This window comes from Streptomyces sp. NPDC020192, from assembly GCF_044388685.1.
In the GTDB taxonomy this organism is placed as follows: Bacteria; Actinomycetota; Actinomycetes; order Streptomycetales; family Streptomycetaceae; genus Streptomyces.
The window spans coordinates 13,738-28,988 of sequence record NZ_JBIRXG010000039.1; the positions used below are offsets into that span (position 1 = coordinate 13,738).

The 15,251-nt window shown below is 72.1% G+C and carries 14 protein-coding genes and 1 pseudogene; 4 read left to right on the forward strand and 11 right to left on the reverse strand.

Annotation, left to right across the window (positions count from 1 at the left end):
- Nucleotides 1-101: 101 nt before the first annotated feature.
- On the forward strand, nt 102-689 hold the full coding sequence (locus tag ACH47Z_RS41280; RefSeq protein WP_399083849.1) for a histidine phosphatase family protein: 588 nt from the start codon (nt 102-104) through the stop codon (nt 687-689).
- Nucleotides 690-728: 39 nt separating this feature from the next.
- Here ACH47Z_RS41280 and ACH47Z_RS41285 read toward each other — a convergent pair.
- Nucleotides 729-905, reverse strand: a pseudogene (locus ACH47Z_RS41285) (transposase); the annotation flags it as partial.
- A 609-nt stretch (nt 906-1,514) separates the two neighbouring features.
- Between ACH47Z_RS41285 and ACH47Z_RS41290 the strand changes: the two are divergent.
- Together ACH47Z_RS41290 and ACH47Z_RS41295 are read left to right on the forward strand one after the other, a co-directional pair.
- Nucleotides 1,515-2,000 carry a carboxypeptidase regulatory-like domain-containing protein gene (locus ACH47Z_RS41290; RefSeq protein WP_399083852.1) on the forward strand — a complete coding sequence of 162 codons (486 nt, stop codon included), beginning with the start codon at nt 1,515-1,517 and terminating at the stop codon, nt 1,998-2,000.
- A gap of 272 nt (nt 2,001-2,272) precedes the next feature.
- Nucleotides 2,273-2,779 (forward strand): hypothetical protein, encoded by a 507-nt coding sequence (locus tag ACH47Z_RS41295; protein WP_399083855.1) that lies wholly within the window; start codon nt 2,273-2,275, stop codon nt 2,777-2,779.
- A gap of 369 nt (nt 2,780-3,148) precedes the next feature.
- Here ACH47Z_RS41295 and ACH47Z_RS41300 read toward each other — a convergent pair whose 3' ends face one another.
- The 3 genes from ACH47Z_RS41300 to ACH47Z_RS41310 all read right to left on the reverse strand — a co-directional run bounded on the left by ACH47Z_RS41300 (nt 3,149) and on the right by ACH47Z_RS41310 (nt 6,625).
- Nucleotides 3,149-3,355 (reverse strand): hypothetical protein, encoded by a 207-nt coding sequence (locus ACH47Z_RS41300; RefSeq protein ID WP_399083858.1) that lies wholly within the window; start codon nt 3,353-3,355, stop codon nt 3,149-3,151.
- Nucleotides 3,356-3,365: 10 nt separating this feature from the next.
- Entirely contained in the window at nt 3,366-4,721 is a 1,356-nt protein-coding gene (locus tag ACH47Z_RS41305; protein ID WP_399083861.1) for a diaminopimelate decarboxylase, read from the reverse strand.
- Nucleotides 4,722-4,972: 251 nt separating this feature from the next.
- Complete coding sequence (locus ACH47Z_RS41310) at nt 4,973-6,625, reverse strand: helix-turn-helix domain-containing protein (RefSeq protein WP_399083864.1); 1,653 nt, start codon at nt 6,623-6,625, stop codon at nt 4,973-4,975.
- A gap of 280 nt (nt 6,626-6,905) precedes the next feature.
- Between ACH47Z_RS41310 and ACH47Z_RS41315 the strand changes: the two genes are divergently transcribed.
- Nucleotides 6,906-7,592 (forward strand): phosphatase PAP2 family protein, encoded by a 687-nt coding sequence (locus ACH47Z_RS41315; RefSeq protein WP_399083867.1) that lies wholly within the window; start codon nt 6,906-6,908, stop codon nt 7,590-7,592.
- A 7-nt stretch (nt 7,593-7,599) separates the two neighbouring features.
- Here the strand turns inward: ACH47Z_RS41315 and ACH47Z_RS41320 are convergent, their stop codons facing one another.
- The 7 genes from ACH47Z_RS41320 to ACH47Z_RS41350 are packed head-to-tail and all read right to left on the reverse strand — an operon-like array spanning nt 7,600 to nt 15,248.
- Entirely contained in the window at nt 7,600-8,925 is a 1,326-nt protein-coding gene (locus ACH47Z_RS41320; protein ID WP_399083870.1) for a glutamate-1-semialdehyde 2,1-aminomutase, read from the reverse strand.
- Nucleotides 8,926-8,932: 7 nt separating this feature from the next.
- A complete protein-coding gene (rfbC, locus tag ACH47Z_RS41325) occupies nt 8,933-9,484 on the reverse strand; it encodes a dTDP-4-dehydrorhamnose 3,5-epimerase (RefSeq protein ID WP_399083873.1) in 552 nt (183 codons plus the stop codon).
- Nucleotides 9,481-10,707 carry a polysaccharide pyruvyl transferase family protein gene (locus tag ACH47Z_RS41330; RefSeq protein ID WP_399083876.1) on the reverse strand — a complete coding sequence of 409 codons (1,227 nt, stop codon included), beginning with the start codon at nt 10,705-10,707 and terminating at the stop codon, nt 9,481-9,483. The genes rfbC and ACH47Z_RS41330 overlap by 4 nt, the downstream gene beginning before the upstream one ends.
- Nucleotides 10,704-11,651 (reverse strand): glycosyltransferase family 2 protein, encoded by a 948-nt coding sequence (locus ACH47Z_RS41335; RefSeq protein ID WP_399083879.1) that lies wholly within the window; start codon nt 11,649-11,651, stop codon nt 10,704-10,706. Before ACH47Z_RS41335 ends, ACH47Z_RS41330 begins: the two co-directional genes overlap by 4 nt.
- Nucleotides 11,648-12,955, reverse strand: a complete 1,308-nt coding sequence (locus tag ACH47Z_RS41340) for a hypothetical protein (RefSeq protein WP_399083882.1) — start codon at nt 12,953-12,955, stop codon at nt 11,648-11,650. Before ACH47Z_RS41340 ends, ACH47Z_RS41335 begins: the two co-directional genes overlap by 4 nt.
- Nucleotides 12,952-14,226, reverse strand: a complete 1,275-nt coding sequence (locus tag ACH47Z_RS41345) for a DUF4910 domain-containing protein (protein WP_399083885.1) — start codon at nt 14,224-14,226, stop codon at nt 12,952-12,954. Before ACH47Z_RS41345 ends, ACH47Z_RS41340 begins: the two co-directional genes overlap by 4 nt.
- The gene (locus ACH47Z_RS41350; protein ID WP_399083888.1) at nt 14,223-15,248 is read right to left on the reverse strand and encodes an NAD-dependent epimerase/dehydratase family protein; all 1,026 of its coding nucleotides are present in this window, start codon (nt 15,246-15,248) and stop codon (nt 14,223-14,225) included. The genes ACH47Z_RS41345 and ACH47Z_RS41350 overlap by 4 nt, the downstream gene beginning before the upstream one ends.
- Between the last annotated feature and the right edge of the window lie 3 nt (nt 15,249-15,251).

The window sequence follows — 15,251 nt, forward strand, 5'->3', positions numbered from 1 at the left end:
TAAGAAGCCATCTTATTCGGCCAGTTGGTGGCGGCAGATGGCGGGAGCGAAGACGGGCAATCGGGCCCGCCGTGTTGCATGATCAGATAGCGTGCTCGCCCATGGGGGAGCTGATATTGATCAGGCACGGCCAGACCGAGTGGAGCCTGTCGGGCCAGCACGCGGGGCGCACTGACGTTCCGCTGACTGACGCGGGTGAGGCATCGGCCAAGGCGCTCGCTTCGAGGTTGGCCCGACGCCCGCTGGTCGGCGTGTTCAGCAGTCCGTTGAACCGCGCCATGCGGACGGCTGAGCTGGCGGGCCTGACCGGCGTCAGGCCCGATCCCGACCTGGTGGAGTGGGACTACGGCGGTTATGAGGGCCTGACCGCCGCGCAGATCCGGGAAGGGCGGCCGGGCTGGGACCTGTGGCGGGACGGCGTCATTCCCGGCGACGCTGACCATCCCGGTGAGCGGCTCGAGCAGGTGGCCGCGCGCACGGACGCGGTGCTGGACCGGATCCGGCCGCTGCTGAACGACGGCGACGTCGCCGTGGTCGCTCACGGTCATCTGGCGCGCGTGCTCACCGTGCGGTGGCTGGGCCTGGACGCGTCGGCCAGCCGACTGCTGGGCCACCCACATCCCGGAACTCTGAGCTTCCTGGCCACTGAGGACGGGCAACCGTTCATCTCCGCCTGGAACGTCCCGTAGTGGCAGCCCGCCGCACGACCGCAGTGAAAGGCGCCGCCAGCAGATGAGAGCCGCGGCGATGCCGGCGAAGGCAAGGAAGTGGTCGGCCTTGCGTTCGTAGCGACGGTGCAGTCTGCGGCATCCGGCGAGCCAGGAGACGGTGGGTTCGATGACCCAGCGATGCCGACCGAGTCGCCGGCCGGAGTCCGCACCCCTGCGGGCGATCCGCGGTGTGATGCCCGGGATCGGCGCGATCTGGTGGGACTTCGCCCTGGTCGGCGGCGGTGTCGGGCTGAGCCTGACGCCGATGACCACCATCGCGGTCACCTCCGTCGCGGCCGCCCGTGCCGGGATGGCTTCCGCCGTCCACAACGCACTGCGCCAGCTCGGCCAGGTGCTCGGCGTCGCGATCCTCGGCGTCCTCGTCTACGCGAAGCTTCCCCACGGCCACGGGGGCGGCGGCCGCCTCGACCCGAAAGCCGGCCGCCTCTTCGTCACCGGACTCCATCACGCCATCTGGGCCTCCGGCCTGATCCTGCTGGCCGCCGCGGCCATGGTCGCCCTCCACGCGGCAAGCAGCCGCAAGCCCGTGGCCCGCGCTGCGCGGCCCTCCGACGGACCCGCTCGCGCGGCGTCGGCCCGCGCTGATGGTCCAGCAACTTCCCTTGGCGGAGCGGTGATTCACGGACGGGTTCGCGGGGCTGACGGCACAGCGATCCCAGGAACCACCGTCACCCTGGTCGCCGCCGCGGAACGGCATCGCACGGAGGCATCGTCCGTGGTGATGGGCAGCGAGCCGCTGCAGCACGATGTCGTGCTCCACCGGAGCGGCAGCCTGACGGCGAGGTGCACAGCGCGGTCGGCGGGGAGGCCATCGCGCAGGCCGTGGTCGTGGTCACCGACCCGGTCGGTGAGGTGCTCGCCTCAGGTCACACCGTGGCGGACGGCAGTTGCTCCTTCGAGGCGCCACAACCCGACAACGTCACGGTCGTGGCCAGCACCCCGCGCCACCATCCGGTGGCCCATACGTACTGCAGGCTGGACCTCCCCGCCGCCTTCGTACTGCGCGGGGCGGTGCTGATCGGCGGTACCGACCAACCGATACCGGGCGCCCGAGTCTCGCTGATCGATGCCGCGGGTTGCACCGTCGCGGGGACCATCACCGGAGAGACCGGCGAATACCTCCTCACCGACCTCGACGAGGGCGAATACACCCTGCTCGTCACCGGCTACCCCCCGGTCGCGCTCGGCGTGAACATCTCAGCCGCAGAGGACAACCCGTTCATCGTCCGTCTCGGCCACACCGGCTCCCCCGATTCGGCAGGCGATTGAGACCAGGGCAGTCGGGCTTGCCTGGCGCTTCGACTGGTGGTGATCAGCAGGAGGTCCGCCGGGTCAGCGCCGCTGCGGCGCGCACCGTGGCCACCGCGCTCTCCCAGCGGCCGCCCCACGTGGCTCCCTGCCCGAACCGGTCGCCCGATCCGGGACGCATCTCCCTGCCCGACGCGGCCGCGCCGCCGCCGCGCGAGCCACCGCACCGAAGTCGCCAGCGCGTCTTCTCTGCGGCGGTACCGTCTCCGGAGACGATCAGCAGGAGGGGCGGGATGACGAATGAACTCCAGTTCAGTTGGGAACTGAGCGGCAGTGGTTGGGCAACCTGCCGCATCAAAGACGACTCTGCGGAGCGGAAGGACGTCGTCAGCTACTGCACGGATGCCCTTTCCGACTTGCTTCACAGTGTGGCCGGTCTCTACGGACCCTCAGATGTCCAGCGTTTCTCCTTCGATCTTGAGCCAGCCGAAGTGAGGTGGGTACTGCGACGCAGGGGCGTGGGCGTCGACATGGCGATCTACCGCTTTCCTGACATGTCCACAAGTTTCGACGCGTCCGACCAAGACGGCACACTCGTCTGGGGTTCCACGCAACCCCGAACCGTCCTCGGTCATGCCGTCTTGGAGGCTGCTCAATCAGTACTGCGGCTCCACGGTGAGGATGGTTACCTGGCGAAGTGGTTCCGGCACCCCTTTCCCGTCGCGGCACTGCAAGATCTCCGCCGACTGCACCTGCAGCACGACACATGTGAACGCCAACACGATGCGGCCTTTCCATAGAGGCTCGGAGACCGGCCTTCGGCCGCGAGGACTACGAGGCCCGCCACACGGTCGAGTGCGGTATCGATCGGCTCGCACGCAACCGCGCGGTGGCCACCCGTTTCGACAAGCTCGATCCGGCCCTCGTGTCACAGCTGCATGCCATGCCGGCCGTCGGCGACCACATCGACGACCGCCCACCCCTCCGAGCACGCCCTGTTCATGCTGCTTGACGAGCCGTCCTGGACGAAGGCGGCTACGAGATCGTCCGCCGCGAGCACAAGATCACCACCGACACCAGCATCGGCAGCATCGGCAGCATCGCCAAGGACCTCACTCGTCCGGCCACGTGTGCTCTGGAGCGATCCGGCAATTTTCGACGCCCGTCCCCTAGCCGATGATCTCCTTGAAGAACAGCACGGCCGTGGCCGCGGTGCCGCAGCCGACGCTCACGGCGACCGGCCACGCGTCGCCGGCCAGGGCCGCCAGCACGGTGGCGCCGATGCCGGCCAGCGCCGCCAGCAGGAACACGATCGCGGCACGCTGGGTCAGGAGCGGCCCGTCCCTCTCGGGCCGCTCGGGTTCGCCCCGGCTCACCCTCGTCCTCTCACCGGGCGTCGCCGGCCGGCAGGGCCGCCGGTTCGAGGCCCGTTACGGCCACGCCGTCGTGCCCGGGCACCTGCCACGGGTTCTGCGCGGGACGCAGGAGCGTGAACCGGATCCGGCCGTCCGCGTCCGCGCGGACGCCGTGCACCGCGGGTTCGGGAAGGCTGTTGTAGTGGAACGGCGTCGAGAAGTAGTAGGCGCCGGTGTCCGGTACGACGACGAGGTCGCCGGGCTGGAGCAGCGGCAGCGCGCGGTCGACGGCCAGCAGGTCCCCGGCGAAGCAGGCGGGCCCCGCGACGTCCTGGCGCACGAGCGGCCCCCGCTTGGCCCCGCCGGACCCGTCGTACGCCTCGATCCGCAGCGGCCAGGCGTCCGGCGCGAACACGGTCCGGGTGGCGACCTGGACACCGGCGTGGGTGAGGGCGATCGGCCGGTCACCGGAGGTCTTGGTGTACTCGACGTACGCGGCCATGAACCCGTTCTTCGCCAGCACGGACCGCCCGAACTCGGTGATGATCCGGTAACGGCGGTCCGCGAAGAGCTGCGGCGCGGACTTCTTCAGATGCCCGACATACGCGGCGAACGACGGCGTGACCTCGTCGCCGGCGAAGTTCACCGGGAGCCCGCCGCCGATGTCGATGCCGACGATCCGGCCCGCGCCGTACGCCGCGTCCACCTGCTCGGCGAACCGCACCGCCTGCGCCACCCCCTCCGCGATCAGAGGGAGAGGGCAGCCCTGCGATCCGGTGTGCGCGTGCACCCAGGTCAGCCACGGGTACGCGCCGAACGCCCGCACCAGCCGCTCGCGGCCGCCCGGGTCCGCCAGCGGCACACCGAACTTGGACGTGCTCGTGGCCGTGCTCATCGCGGCGATGCTGCCGCCACCCACCTGCGGGTTCACCCGAACCCCGATCCGCGAGCGGGAAGGGCGGCCTTCGAGGATCCGAGCGACCCGCTCCAGCTCCTGGAAGCTGTCCACGTTGACGGCCACTCCCAGCGCCAGCGCGCGCCGGAGCTCCTCGCGGGTCTTGGTCGGCGAGTCGAACACGATCCGCTCGGGCGGGAACCCGGCCGCCAGCGCCCGGGCCAGCTCACCGGCGGTGGCGACCTCGCAGCCCATACCAAGACCGTTCAGCTCGCTCAGCACCGGCACCAGGGAGTTGGCCTTCGCGGCGAAGGCGTGCAGGGCACCGGGCGAGTCGGCGAAGGCGCCGTACAGGTCCGAGACCGTCGCGGCGACACCGTCAAGGTCGACGAACGCGACGAGCAGGGATTCCTCGGGGTCCAGCAGCCCCTGCTCCACGGCCTGCTGGAGGATGTGTGCGCGCCGTGCGGCGGCGGGGGACACAGCGGTCATGGGTGAGCCTTCCGGAGTCGGATCGCTTCAGTCCGGGCCAAGCCCCGGCTGATGTCCAGGCTGCTCGTCGCGCTGCGGCCGTGTCTTCGTCGCATCGGCAGGAACATCGCCGTCGGCGCGGCGACCGGGCCGGGCGACGGCATGCCCCGGGTCACACCGTTGTGCACGCGCACGAGAGCGGCGCCCCCCGATGGTGCACGCGCACGAAAGCGGCGTCCGTCGTGCCGCGGGCGCGCACTTGGGCGCCGACCTCATTCCTTCCCGGATCCGTACTCCCGTAGCCGTAACTCCAGTTGGGCCAGCAGACGTGCGTCCGCGTTGCCCAGGTCCAGCCCGCAGACCTCGGTGATCCGGCGCAGCCGATAGCGCAGGCTGTTGGGATGGACCGCGAGCGCACGCGAGGCGGCGGCCACGTCACCGAAGTGGTCCAGGTAGGCGCGCAGCGTCTCCACCAGCCGTCCGCCGCTCTCCGCGTCGTGCGCGGCCAGCCGCGCCACCGACGTCCCCCGCGCCAACGTCACGTCTCGCAGCGCCTCCACGACCTGCAGGACACCGACCGTGTCCGCGACGTCCGCGGTCCGGCCGACGGCGCGCGGCCCCCCGGCGTACGTCAGGGCCCTCAGGGCCAGCTCGGCCGACCGGCGGGACTCAGCCGCTCCCGCCAGCCCCGGCACCACCTCACCGAGCCCCACGCGCAGCTGCGTACCGGTGGCCGCCGAGGCACGCGCGACCAGCGACTCACCCAGCCGCTCGACCTCGCCTTCGGCCCGCTCCACATCGGGGTCGAGCGAGCCGACCAGCACCAGGAGCCGGCCGCCCGCCGGCACCACCACCGTGCGGTGCCCGAACGCGGCGCAGTGCAGCGCGATCAGCGCGTGCCACCGGGACGGCTCACCGTCCGCGGTCCCGGACGCGGCGGCCACCGACAGGACGGCGCAGGGCGCCTGGGCCGTCAGCGCGGCTCGCTCCGCCAGCGCCTCGGCTGATCCGCGTCCCTCCAGCAGAGCGCGCGCCGCGTCCTCCACCAGGCGGCTGTCCGCACTGCGGGTACGGTGGTGGAGCAGGTGCGCGGCGGCAGCCCGGGCAGCCGCGCGCAGCACCTCGGACGCGTCAGGGGTCAGGGGCCGGCCCGTGACCGCGGCCACCCACAGGGACCCCAGCACCTCACCGCCCGCCCGCACGGCACACACCAGGCGTTCGGGGTCCTCGCCCTGGGCCCGCCGGTACAGGACGTCGTCCGTCCCCCACAGGGCGGCGAAGAACCCCGCCTCCCGCATCGCCGCGACGCGCCAAGGCGGCACGCGACGCCCCAGGATGGTCAGCCGGCGGATGTCGTCCACGTCCTCCTCGGTCGAGGAGTACGCCAGCACGCGGGAGTCCGTGTCCTCGACGGTCACCGCGCCGCCGACCAGGGCAGCCACCGCGTCGGCCAGTCCGTTGAGGTCGCCGGGGGCGAGGTCCGGGGCGGCGGACAGCGGGGGTACTCCGGCCGAGGCGAGCCCGGCCCGTAGGACGCCGACCAGTTGGGCCCAGGAACACCAGGGAGTGCGGAACAGCACCGCCGTACCGGTCTCCCCCGCGGCCGTACGCAGCGCCCCGGCGGCCCGACCGGGCCGGTCCGGCCCGAACACCACACCCGCGGCGCCCGCCTCACCGGCCCGGCGCAGGACGTCCACCGCCTGGGCCGAACCCGCGTCCACACCGACGGCGAGCAGCAGTTCGCGCGGCCGGACACCGGGGTCCAGCACGTCCAGTACGGCGACACCGGTGACGGCCGCCGTCAGCCCGCCGGGTGCCGAGTCCAGTTCCAGGGCGCCGGAACCTACGACGGACAGCAATTGCTCCAAGGTCACCCGGGACTCGGCGGCGGCACTCCACCCCGAGGACTCCCGTAGATCCGGCACGGTCCCCCCTTCCCGGGCGCGTCCGCACACACGCCCGGCACGCGCTGTCGAGAGGTACGACACCACACACCGGGCACGCACTCAACGGCGCACCCGCAGTAACTTTCCCCGATGCGGTGCGCCTCCCGGACCAACGACGGACCAGTGGGCCGATCCCTGCCCGCCAGTGCCCGATGATTGGTTAGGGTGACAAGCGGGTGTCTGCGGGGCGTTATGGTCGCTGAAGTGTGCGTCGGACACGAGGGGGGCTCGCGTTGGGTCGACCGGATGCGGTGGGCGTGTGACCGGCCGACCGGCGCCCGCGGTGCTGCCCCCGTCGCTGCGCGTGTGGCTCAGGCTGATCGCGGCCCTCGCCGCGCTGGTGGTCGTCGTGCTCGGGGTCCTGTACGCCGGCCACAGCGAGCCCAGCAGGGTGGACAGGTGGGTCATCCAGCCGACGGCGGACAGTGTGCGGCCGCCGTGGCGGTATGTCGCTCTGTCCTTGGACTTCTTGGGGGAGCCCGCCGGATCGGCGATGGTGATCATGGCCGCCGTGGCGGGCTGCCTGCTGCTTCGGCGTCCTCGCGCGGCGGTGTTCATCGTTGCCGGCGTCGGCATGACCGTGGGGACGGGGACGCTGCTCAAGCACCTGGTGGGACGCACCATCCACGGCGACGGCAACCTCTCCTACCCCAGCGGGCACGCCGCCTTCTTCACCGCGCTCGCCCTGACGGCGGCACTGCTCACGACCGGCCGGCTCGGCCTCGGCAGGACGGCCGGCACGTCACTCGTGCTCGCCGCGGCGCTGGTTGCGGGCGCCGCGATGGGATGGGCAGAGGTCGCCCTGGGCGCGCACTACCCGACCGACGTCCTCGGTGGCTGGTGCACCGCGCTGGCGGTGGTACCGGCGACCGCGTGGCTGGTCGACCGGACGGCTGACCGGCTGGCCGATCGGATGGCCGACGCCGGTCGGCGGGAGCGTCGCTGACGTCACGTCACGCCAGGCGGCGGAACACGGGCTTCACCGGTCGTCCGGCCAGCCACGGGGTGGGGTCGGCTGCGTCCAGTGCCTTCCGGTACACCGCACATGCCTGGGCCACCACGTCGACGGTGTGATCGATGTCGGCGTCCTCCAGCGCGCTGCTCACCACGAACGACGGGGCCAGCACTCCGCCCGCGAGGAGTTGGCGCAGGAACAGGGTGCGGTACTGCTGCGACGGCTGCCGGTTCTCGTCGAGGGTGGCGAAGACCAGGTTGCTGGCTCGGCCCCGGATGACGACGTGGTCGCCGACGCCCATGCTCGCCGCGGCGTCGCGGACACCGGCGGCCAACCTCTCGCCGAGGGCGTGCAGCCGCGCGGTGACGCCCTCCTCGACGTAGGTGGTCTGCACGGCCATCGCGGCTGCCAGGGAGTGCGTTTCCGCGCCATGCGTGGTGGACAGCAGGAACACCCGCTCACCGGAGTGACGCAGCCCGCCCCGCTCCATCAGTTCGCGGCGCCCGGCCAGCGCGGAGACGGCGAACCCGTTGCCCAGCGCCTTGCCGAACGTGGAGAGGTCGGGGACGACGCCGTACAGACCCTGGGCGCCCGCCTCGGACCACCGGAAACCGGTGATCATCTCATCGAAGATCAGCACGCAGCCGTGCCGGTCGGCCAGCTCGCGCAGGCCCGCGAGGTACCCGGGCGGTGGCTCGGTGTGGGAGGCGGGTTCGAGGATCAGGCAGGCGACCTCGTCCTGGTACCGGGTGAGCAGCTCCTCCGTGGCGGCCAGGTCCCCGTAAGGGAAGGACACGGTGAGCTCGGTGGTCGCCGCCGGAATGCCGGCGGACATCGGCGTGGTGCCGATGAACCAGTCGTCGACGGAGAAGAACGGATGGTCGCCGCAGATGGCCACCCGCGGGCGCCCGGTGACGGCGCGGGCGAGGCGCACCGCGGCGGTGGTGACGTCGGAGCCGTTCTTCGCGAACTTCACCATCTCGGCGGTGGGCACCGTGCCCAGGAAGCGTTCCGCGGCCTCGACCTCCACGACGGACGGCCGGACGAAGTTGCTGCCGCGGTCGAGTTCCCGCCGCGCGGCCTCGATCACGCGTGGGTGTGCGTGGCCGAGGCTGACCGACCGCAGGCCGGAGCCGTACTCGACGTAGCGGTTGCCGTCGATGTCCCACACGTGGGCACCGCGGCCGTGGCTGATGACCGGGGCCAGGTTCTCGGGGTATTGGTCGTCGCCCTTGGCGTAGGTGTGCGCGCCCCCGGGGATCAGGGTGTGCAGCCGCTCGTTCGCCGCCCGCGACCGGGGTAGTTGGAACTCTTCGGTGTCCAAGCCGACTTCACCCTTCCGTGTGCTTCAGGACCTCGGCGAGGCTCGGTGCCTCCCGGTCCCGCTGGGACATGGATGTGGCCGGCAGCGGCCAGGGGATGGCGAGCTCCGGGTCGTCGAAGGCGATCGTCACGTCCTCGGCCGGATCGTGCGGGCGGTCGATCCGGTACGAGGTGTCGGCGGTTTCGGTGAGCGCCTGGAAGCCGTGCGCGCACCCCGCCGGGATGTACAGGGTCGTCTGCGTCTCGCCGGACAGCTCGAAGAAGGCCCGGCCCAGGTACGTCGGCGAGTCCGGGCGCAGGTCCACTACGACGTCGAAGATCCTCCCGTACGAGCACCGCACCAGCTTGGCCTCGCCGGCGCCGGAGCGCAGGTGCAGGCCGCGCAGCACGCCCCGGACCGAGCGGGAGACGCTGTCCTGGACGAACGCGTGCGGGTCGAGGCCCACCGAGCGGACCACGTCGGCGTCGAAGGTGCGGCAGAAGAAGCCGCGTTCGTCGGCGTACGGCGTCGGCTCGAACAGGTACGCGCCGGCGATCTCCGGGACTTCGGTCGCCTTCATCGAACCTCCCGATACGCGTGGGCGTGTGCGTGGTCTGTCGTCGGAAACAGGGCTGCGGTCAACGCGGCGAATTGGTGGGCGAGTTGCTGTGCGGCAGCCTGGTTCCGCTCGGTGAGGGTCTGCCGCAGCTCCGTCGAGTGCTTCTCCAGGTCCCGGAACTGCTCGAGCAGCCGGTCGGCGTCGACCTCGCGGGCCGGGTGGCAGTAGGCCCCGAGGCCCATCCGCTCCATGAGCGCTTCGCTCTTCGCCGCATAGCTGAGGGCTAGCACCGGGGTGCCGGTCTTCAGCGCGCAGATCAGGTTGTGGTAGCGCACCGCGACCACGGTGTCGGCAGTCGACATCTCCTTCATCAGGTCGGCCAGTGAGGACGGTTCGGCTGCGGTGACCAGCGGCGAGTTCACCGCGTCGAGGATCGCGGCGACCACCGCCGCATCGCACCGGTCGCCGGTGAGCAGCCGGACCGGCCTGCCCTCCTCCACCAGCGCGCGGACGAACCGGATCGTCCCGTCGAGGTAGCGCCGGTATATCTCGTCGGCCCGGGCGCGGTCGTCGTTGCCGCCGTGAAAGTCCATGACGCCGACGCAGACCGTGCCCGGCGAGCCCGAGGGCGCGCCCGCCTGCGGCGTCGGCAGGGAGAACGCGAGGTCCGGGTAGACCTCGTCGCGCGCCGTGTCCACGCCCATCGCCCGCATCGCGTCGCGGGACTGGGCGTCCCGGTAGGACCGGTACGGGGCCAGCCGCGCCGACCAGCGCACCAGGGCCCGGGTCGGCCGGTTGCCGATCTCGGCGGCGCCGACGCTGACGAGCGCGACCCGGGTACCGAACAGCCGGCCACTCGCGCAGAGCAGGAACAGCGAGTACGGAAAGCCCCACGGCCGCAGCGGCAGCGTGGCCTCCAGGACGCCCATACCCGGCACGATCACCACGTCGTGCCGGCGCACCCAGGCGGCGGTGCGGAAGACGTCGACGAGTTTGCCCAGACCCTTCGCCGCGATCGCGCCCGCCCGTGACGCGGTCCGGTACTCCGCGCGGTTCCAGTGCAGCCGCGTGGCGGGGATCCCGAACCGGGCCGTCACGGCCTCGGGTCCGCCGCACAGGGCGTCCACGTCCGCCTCCGGGTGCTCGGCGCGGAGGTATCCGAGGACGGCCTCCAGCGAGCCGTCGTTGCCGAGGTTGCCGGAGCCGAGCAGGCCGAACACCCCCACACGTGTCGTCGTCTTCATGCCCGCCTCCCCTCACGGCCCGCGACGAGCGCGTCGACGGAGACGGTGAGCAGGGCCGGGTCGACCGGGGCGCGGTCCTCGACCCGCTCGCCGGCGCCCGGCCGGACCCGGCTGGCCATCCAGGCCGCCAGGTGGCGGTAGCATGCGCGCCGGTCGGCCGGGGACAACGGGGCCCGCCGGATCGCCGAGGCGAAGCCCCAGACGTACTCGGCGAGCAGCCTGGGCGTCGGGTGCAGCGGGCCCGCCCGGCGCGGGTCCAGGTTGACGCACCGGGAGCGCTTGGAAGGGTTCGCCCGCTCGGCGCGGGTGGGGTGGTCGCGGCGGAAGTACAGCAGCTCCGGCACCTGGTGGAAGCGCCCGTGCAGGGTGATCTCGGCGACGAAGGTGCGGTCCGCGTGGTGGTAGCTGTCCATCGGCTTCACCCGGCGCAGCGCGTCGGCCCGGATCACCCCGTAGAAGTCGTCGCCTCCGGGCTCGAACAGCAGGCTGCGGAAGCGCTCCGGCGCGCGCGGCGAGTCGGTGGCGAGCGTGTACTCGTAGGGGACCGTCACCTGGCCGTCGCCGTCGATGACCGCCTGGTCGGCGTGCGCGAGGATCACGTCGGGCCGCTCGTCCAGCGCCTGGACGCAGCGCCGCAGCAGATCGCGGGCGTACAGGTCGTCGTGCGAGGCCCACTTGAACAGCTCGCCGCGGCACTGGGTGAACACGTAGTTGTGGTTCGGCGTGGCGCCGACGTTGCGGAGCAGCCGGATGTACCGGATGCGCGAGTCCTGCGCGGCGTACTTGCGGCAGATGTCCTCGGTCCCGTCGGTCGAGGCGTTGTCCGAGATGACCAGTTCGAAGTCCTCGTAGGTCTGGCCGAGCAGGGCGTCCAGCGACTCGGCCAGGTACTCCTCGCCGTTGTACACGGGCAGGCCGATGCTCAGCCTGGGTCGGTCGGTCATGAGGTCCTCACTTCGGGAACGGAGTTGTGGTGGCGCTCGCGCAGGGCGGACCGCAGCTGCAGCCACCACACGGCCGAGCCGCTGACGGTCGCGGAGGCGACGCCCCAGGCCGAGCCGACCGTGCCGGCCATGGCCGCCCCACCGAGCCCGCCGCCGACGTAGCAGGCGGAGGCGAACAGCTGGCAGCGCAGGCTGCGCCGGGCCGCACCCAGCGCGCGCAGCCCGGCCGCCGCGCCGGTGCCGAGGCCCGCGCCCGCGACGCTGAAGGTGATCGCCACGATGAGCTGCGAGGCGGAGTGCCAGACGTCGCCGAGCCCGAACTCACCGAGCCGGTCCGGCATCAGCAGCAGCGCCCCGCCCCAGAGCAGCGCGGCGGCGGCCTGCCCGCCGCCCAGCAGGAGGCAGAACGGGCCGAGGCGGTGCGGGGCCTGCCGCAGCACCCGTGCCGCCTCCGGGACGGTGACCAGCGACAGGCCCATCAGTACAGCGAGGAACGGGCCCATCAGGAGCTCGGCACCCCGCACCGCACCCACCGCACCGACCCCGGCGATCGCGCCGAGCCCGTACGCCCGCAGCTGGCTCGCGCCGCTGAGGCTGACGTTCTCGACCAGGTACCGGTAGCCGAGGTCGCGCTGTTCACGAAGCCATCCGCGCGCCTCGGCCATCCGGGGCCGGATGCCGGACTGGATGTAGCCGTACCCTGCCGCCACCGCGGCGGACGCGCCCCAGGCGAGCACGAAAGCGGCCACGCTGCCCACACGGGCCGCCACGACCATGGCCGGGACGAGCGCGATGCCCCACACGACGTCGTTGACGAATGCCTTCCGCCCGTTGCCGGCGGCGAAGAACCCGAACCGCCAGGCGTCCTGCAGCAGCAGTCCGGGCAGCATGACGCCGAGGCAGGCGAACGCGGGCCCCAACCGGCCGCCGAGGCCCAGCCCGGCCAGCAGACACGCCGCACCTATGGCCGTACCGACGCCGAGTGCGGTACCCGTCGACCGGGCCACCGCCCCGCGCCAGGACACGTCCGGCACACCGCTGAAGCGCACCACGAGCGGGTCGGTGGAAAGGCCGCGGGAGACGTTGAGCACCACGCCGTAGGTCACCCAGGCCAGGCTGAACACGCCGAACGCGGTCACCCCCAGCGAGCGGGCCACGTAGATGCCCACCGCGAAGTTGGACATGCTGGAGGCCGCCTGGTCGGCCAGCCCCCAGGACAGCCGGCCGAGCAGGGCCCGCTTGGCGGATCCGGCCGGTGGCGCCGTTGTCTGTGGATTCTCCCCCTCGATGGTCATCGGCGTCATGCCTTGATCAGCCCGGCGCCCTGCAGGGCGTCGGCCGCGGCGGCGACGGTGTCGAACGGCAGCCCGGACCGCTCGGCGACGTCCAGCAGACTGTGCTCGCCGTCGGAGAGGTTGAGCACCCAGAGCATGGCCATCTGGGCCTGCTTGGTGTCGCTGCGGCCGCCGAGCGCGTCGTACAACCCGCGTCGGCCCAGCTGTGGTTCGCCGTAAGGGCTGAGGTTCAGGTACGTGCGGTTGCGGTCGAGCACGGCGAACGCCTCACGGCAGACGGCAAGGGTGTCCGCCATCGCCTCCGGGGAGACGAAGTCCAGGTTGTCCGCCGAGGTGTGGTACTCGGGGTAGCCGGCGTACGGGGTCCGGGTGAGCGAGCCCACGCCCAGATTGAACCCGGGCGAGCAGAACTGCCGCTCGTCGTAGCCGTACGGAGTGAACTCGTTGACGTGGTGCGGGCGTTCGGATGCGGCCAGCACGTGCCGCATCACCCGGTCGATCTCCGCGTCGCCGCGCCTGCTCTGCTTGTACGTCACCTGGCCCCGGTCCCCGGCGCAGGCCAGCACCAGGCCGTGCTTGACCCGGTCCACCCGCTCCGCGTTGCGGGCCAGCCAGGTGATCGCCCCGATGGTGCCGGGCGCGAACAGGAACCGGTAGGTGTAGTACGGCGTCTGCTCCGCCAAGGCGCGGGCCAGGAACGTCGCCACCGCGATGCCGGCCAGGTTGTCGTTGGCCAGCGAGGGGTGGCAGACGTGGCAGGAGACGATCACCTCGTCGGGGACCTGCCCGGGGACCACGTGCTCGGCGTAGGTGAGGTGGCCGTCCGCGAGTGTGGAGTCGATGCGTACCTCGTACTCGCCGTCCGGCAGCGCGTCCAGGGTCTCCTGGGCCAGGCAGAACCCCCATTCCGGCTTGTAGTAGCTGGTGCGGTACGGCACCCAGGACGGGTGGTCCGGCAGGGTGTGCAGGTGGCCGCGCAGCTCGGCCAGCGGCATGGTCGCCGACACCGGCACGCTGTAGCCGAGCACGTGCAGGCTGGACGCGGCGAAGTCGACGACCCGGTGGCCGGCGGTGTCGGCGATGTACGCGTCGCGGATGTTCCACTCCTGCGGCACCGTCCAGTCGAGCACCTGCGTCCCGGTCGGCACCTCGTGCACCCGCAGCGGGACGTACTCCCCGACGATCTCCAGGGTGGCGCGCACACCGTCGCCGGTGATGCTCCGGCACAGCGGGTACATCCGCTCCACCAGGGCGTGCATCTCCTCGCCGGCGTTGGTCATCGGCGCCACCGCAGGGTGTCGTCGACGGCGCCGGCGTCGGACGCCGCGCGCAGCACGGCGAGCCGGGTGAAGCGGCGGTCGAAGTCCTCCTTGGTCAGCCCGAACTTCCGGTAGGCGTCGGCGAGTTCGAGTGCGCCCTGCTTCACCGTCCACTCGCAGTCGAAGCCGGGGATCGCGGCGCGGAACCGGGAGAAGTCCACCCGGTACGAGCGCGGGTCGGCGCCGTTCTCCCCGGTGATCCTCACCTTCGCGCCGGACACCGCCTCGGCGACCTGCTCGGCGATCTCGGCGACCGTGACGTTGTTGGTCTCGCTGCCGATGTTGAACGCCCGGTCGTGCACCGCGTCGCGCGGCGCGGTCAGCGCGGCCGTGAAGGCGCGTGCGATGTCGGCGGCGTGCACCAGCGGGCGCCAGGGCGTGCCGTCGGAGAGCACCAGCACTTCTCCGGACAGCAGCGCGTGGCCCACCAGGTTGTTCAGCACGATGTCGGCGCGCAGCCGGGGCGAGTAGCCGAAGGCGGTGGCGTTGCGCATGAACACCGGGGTGAAGTCGTCGTCGGCCAGCGCGTGCAGGTCGTCCTCCACCCGCACCTTGGACTCCGCGTACGGCGTCACCGGGCGCAGCGGGGCGTCCTCGGTCACCAGGTCGTCGCCGCCTGAGGCGCCGTAGACCGAGCAGGTCGACGCGTACAGGAAGCGCCGCACTCCGGCGTCGCGGGCCAGCCGGGCCAGGCGTACGGACGCGTGGTGGTTGATGTCGTAGGTGAGCTCCGGCGCCAGCGATCCCAGCGGGTCGTTGGACAGGGCGGCCAGGTGGATCACGGCGTCCACCCCGGCCGCGTGTTCGGCGGTGACGTCGCGCAGGTCCACCCGGTGACCCGGCGGGTCCGCGGGTGTCGGACCGAGGACGCAGTCGGCGAACAGGCCGGCGTCGAGGCCGACGACCTCGTGTCCGGCGGCCGCGAGGACCGGGGCCATCACGGTGCCCAGATAGCCCTGGTGTCCGGTCAGTAGTACGCGCATGGT

What these genes read in the sequence shown, in the direction of transcription:
- ACH47Z_RS41280 (WP_399083849.1), top strand. Translation starts at nt 102, where the DNA reads ATGGGGGAGCTGATATTGATCAGGCACGGCCAGACCGAGTGGAGCCTG.
- ACH47Z_RS41295 (WP_399083855.1), top strand. Translation starts at nt 2,273, where the DNA reads ATGACGAATGAACTCCAGTTCAGTTGGGAACTGAGCGGCAGTGGTTGG.
- ACH47Z_RS41305 (WP_399083861.1), bottom strand. Translation starts at nt 4,721, where the DNA reads ATGACCGCTGTGTCCCCCGCCGCCGCACGGCGCGCACACATCCTCCAG.
- rfbC (WP_399083873.1), bottom strand. Translation starts at nt 9,484, where the DNA reads ATGAAGGCGACCGAAGTCCCGGAGATCGCCGGCGCGTACCTGTTCGAG.
- ACH47Z_RS41330 (WP_399083876.1), bottom strand. Translation starts at nt 10,707, where the DNA reads ATGAAGACGACGACACGTGTGGGGGTGTTCGGCCTGCTCGGCTCCGGC.
- ACH47Z_RS41335 (WP_399083879.1), bottom strand. Translation starts at nt 11,651, where the DNA reads ATGACCGACCGACCCAGGCTGAGCATCGGCCTGCCCGTGTACAACGGC.
- ACH47Z_RS41340 (WP_399083882.1), bottom strand. Translation starts at nt 12,955, where the DNA reads ATGACGCCGATGACCATCGAGGGGGAGAATCCACAGACAACGGCGCCA.
- ACH47Z_RS41345 (WP_399083885.1), bottom strand. Translation starts at nt 14,226, where the DNA reads ATGACCAACGCCGGCGAGGAGATGCACGCCCTGGTGGAGCGGATGTAC.
- ACH47Z_RS41350 (WP_399083888.1), bottom strand. Translation starts at nt 15,248, where the DNA reads ATGCGCGTACTACTGACCGGACACCAGGGCTATCTGGGCACCGTGATG.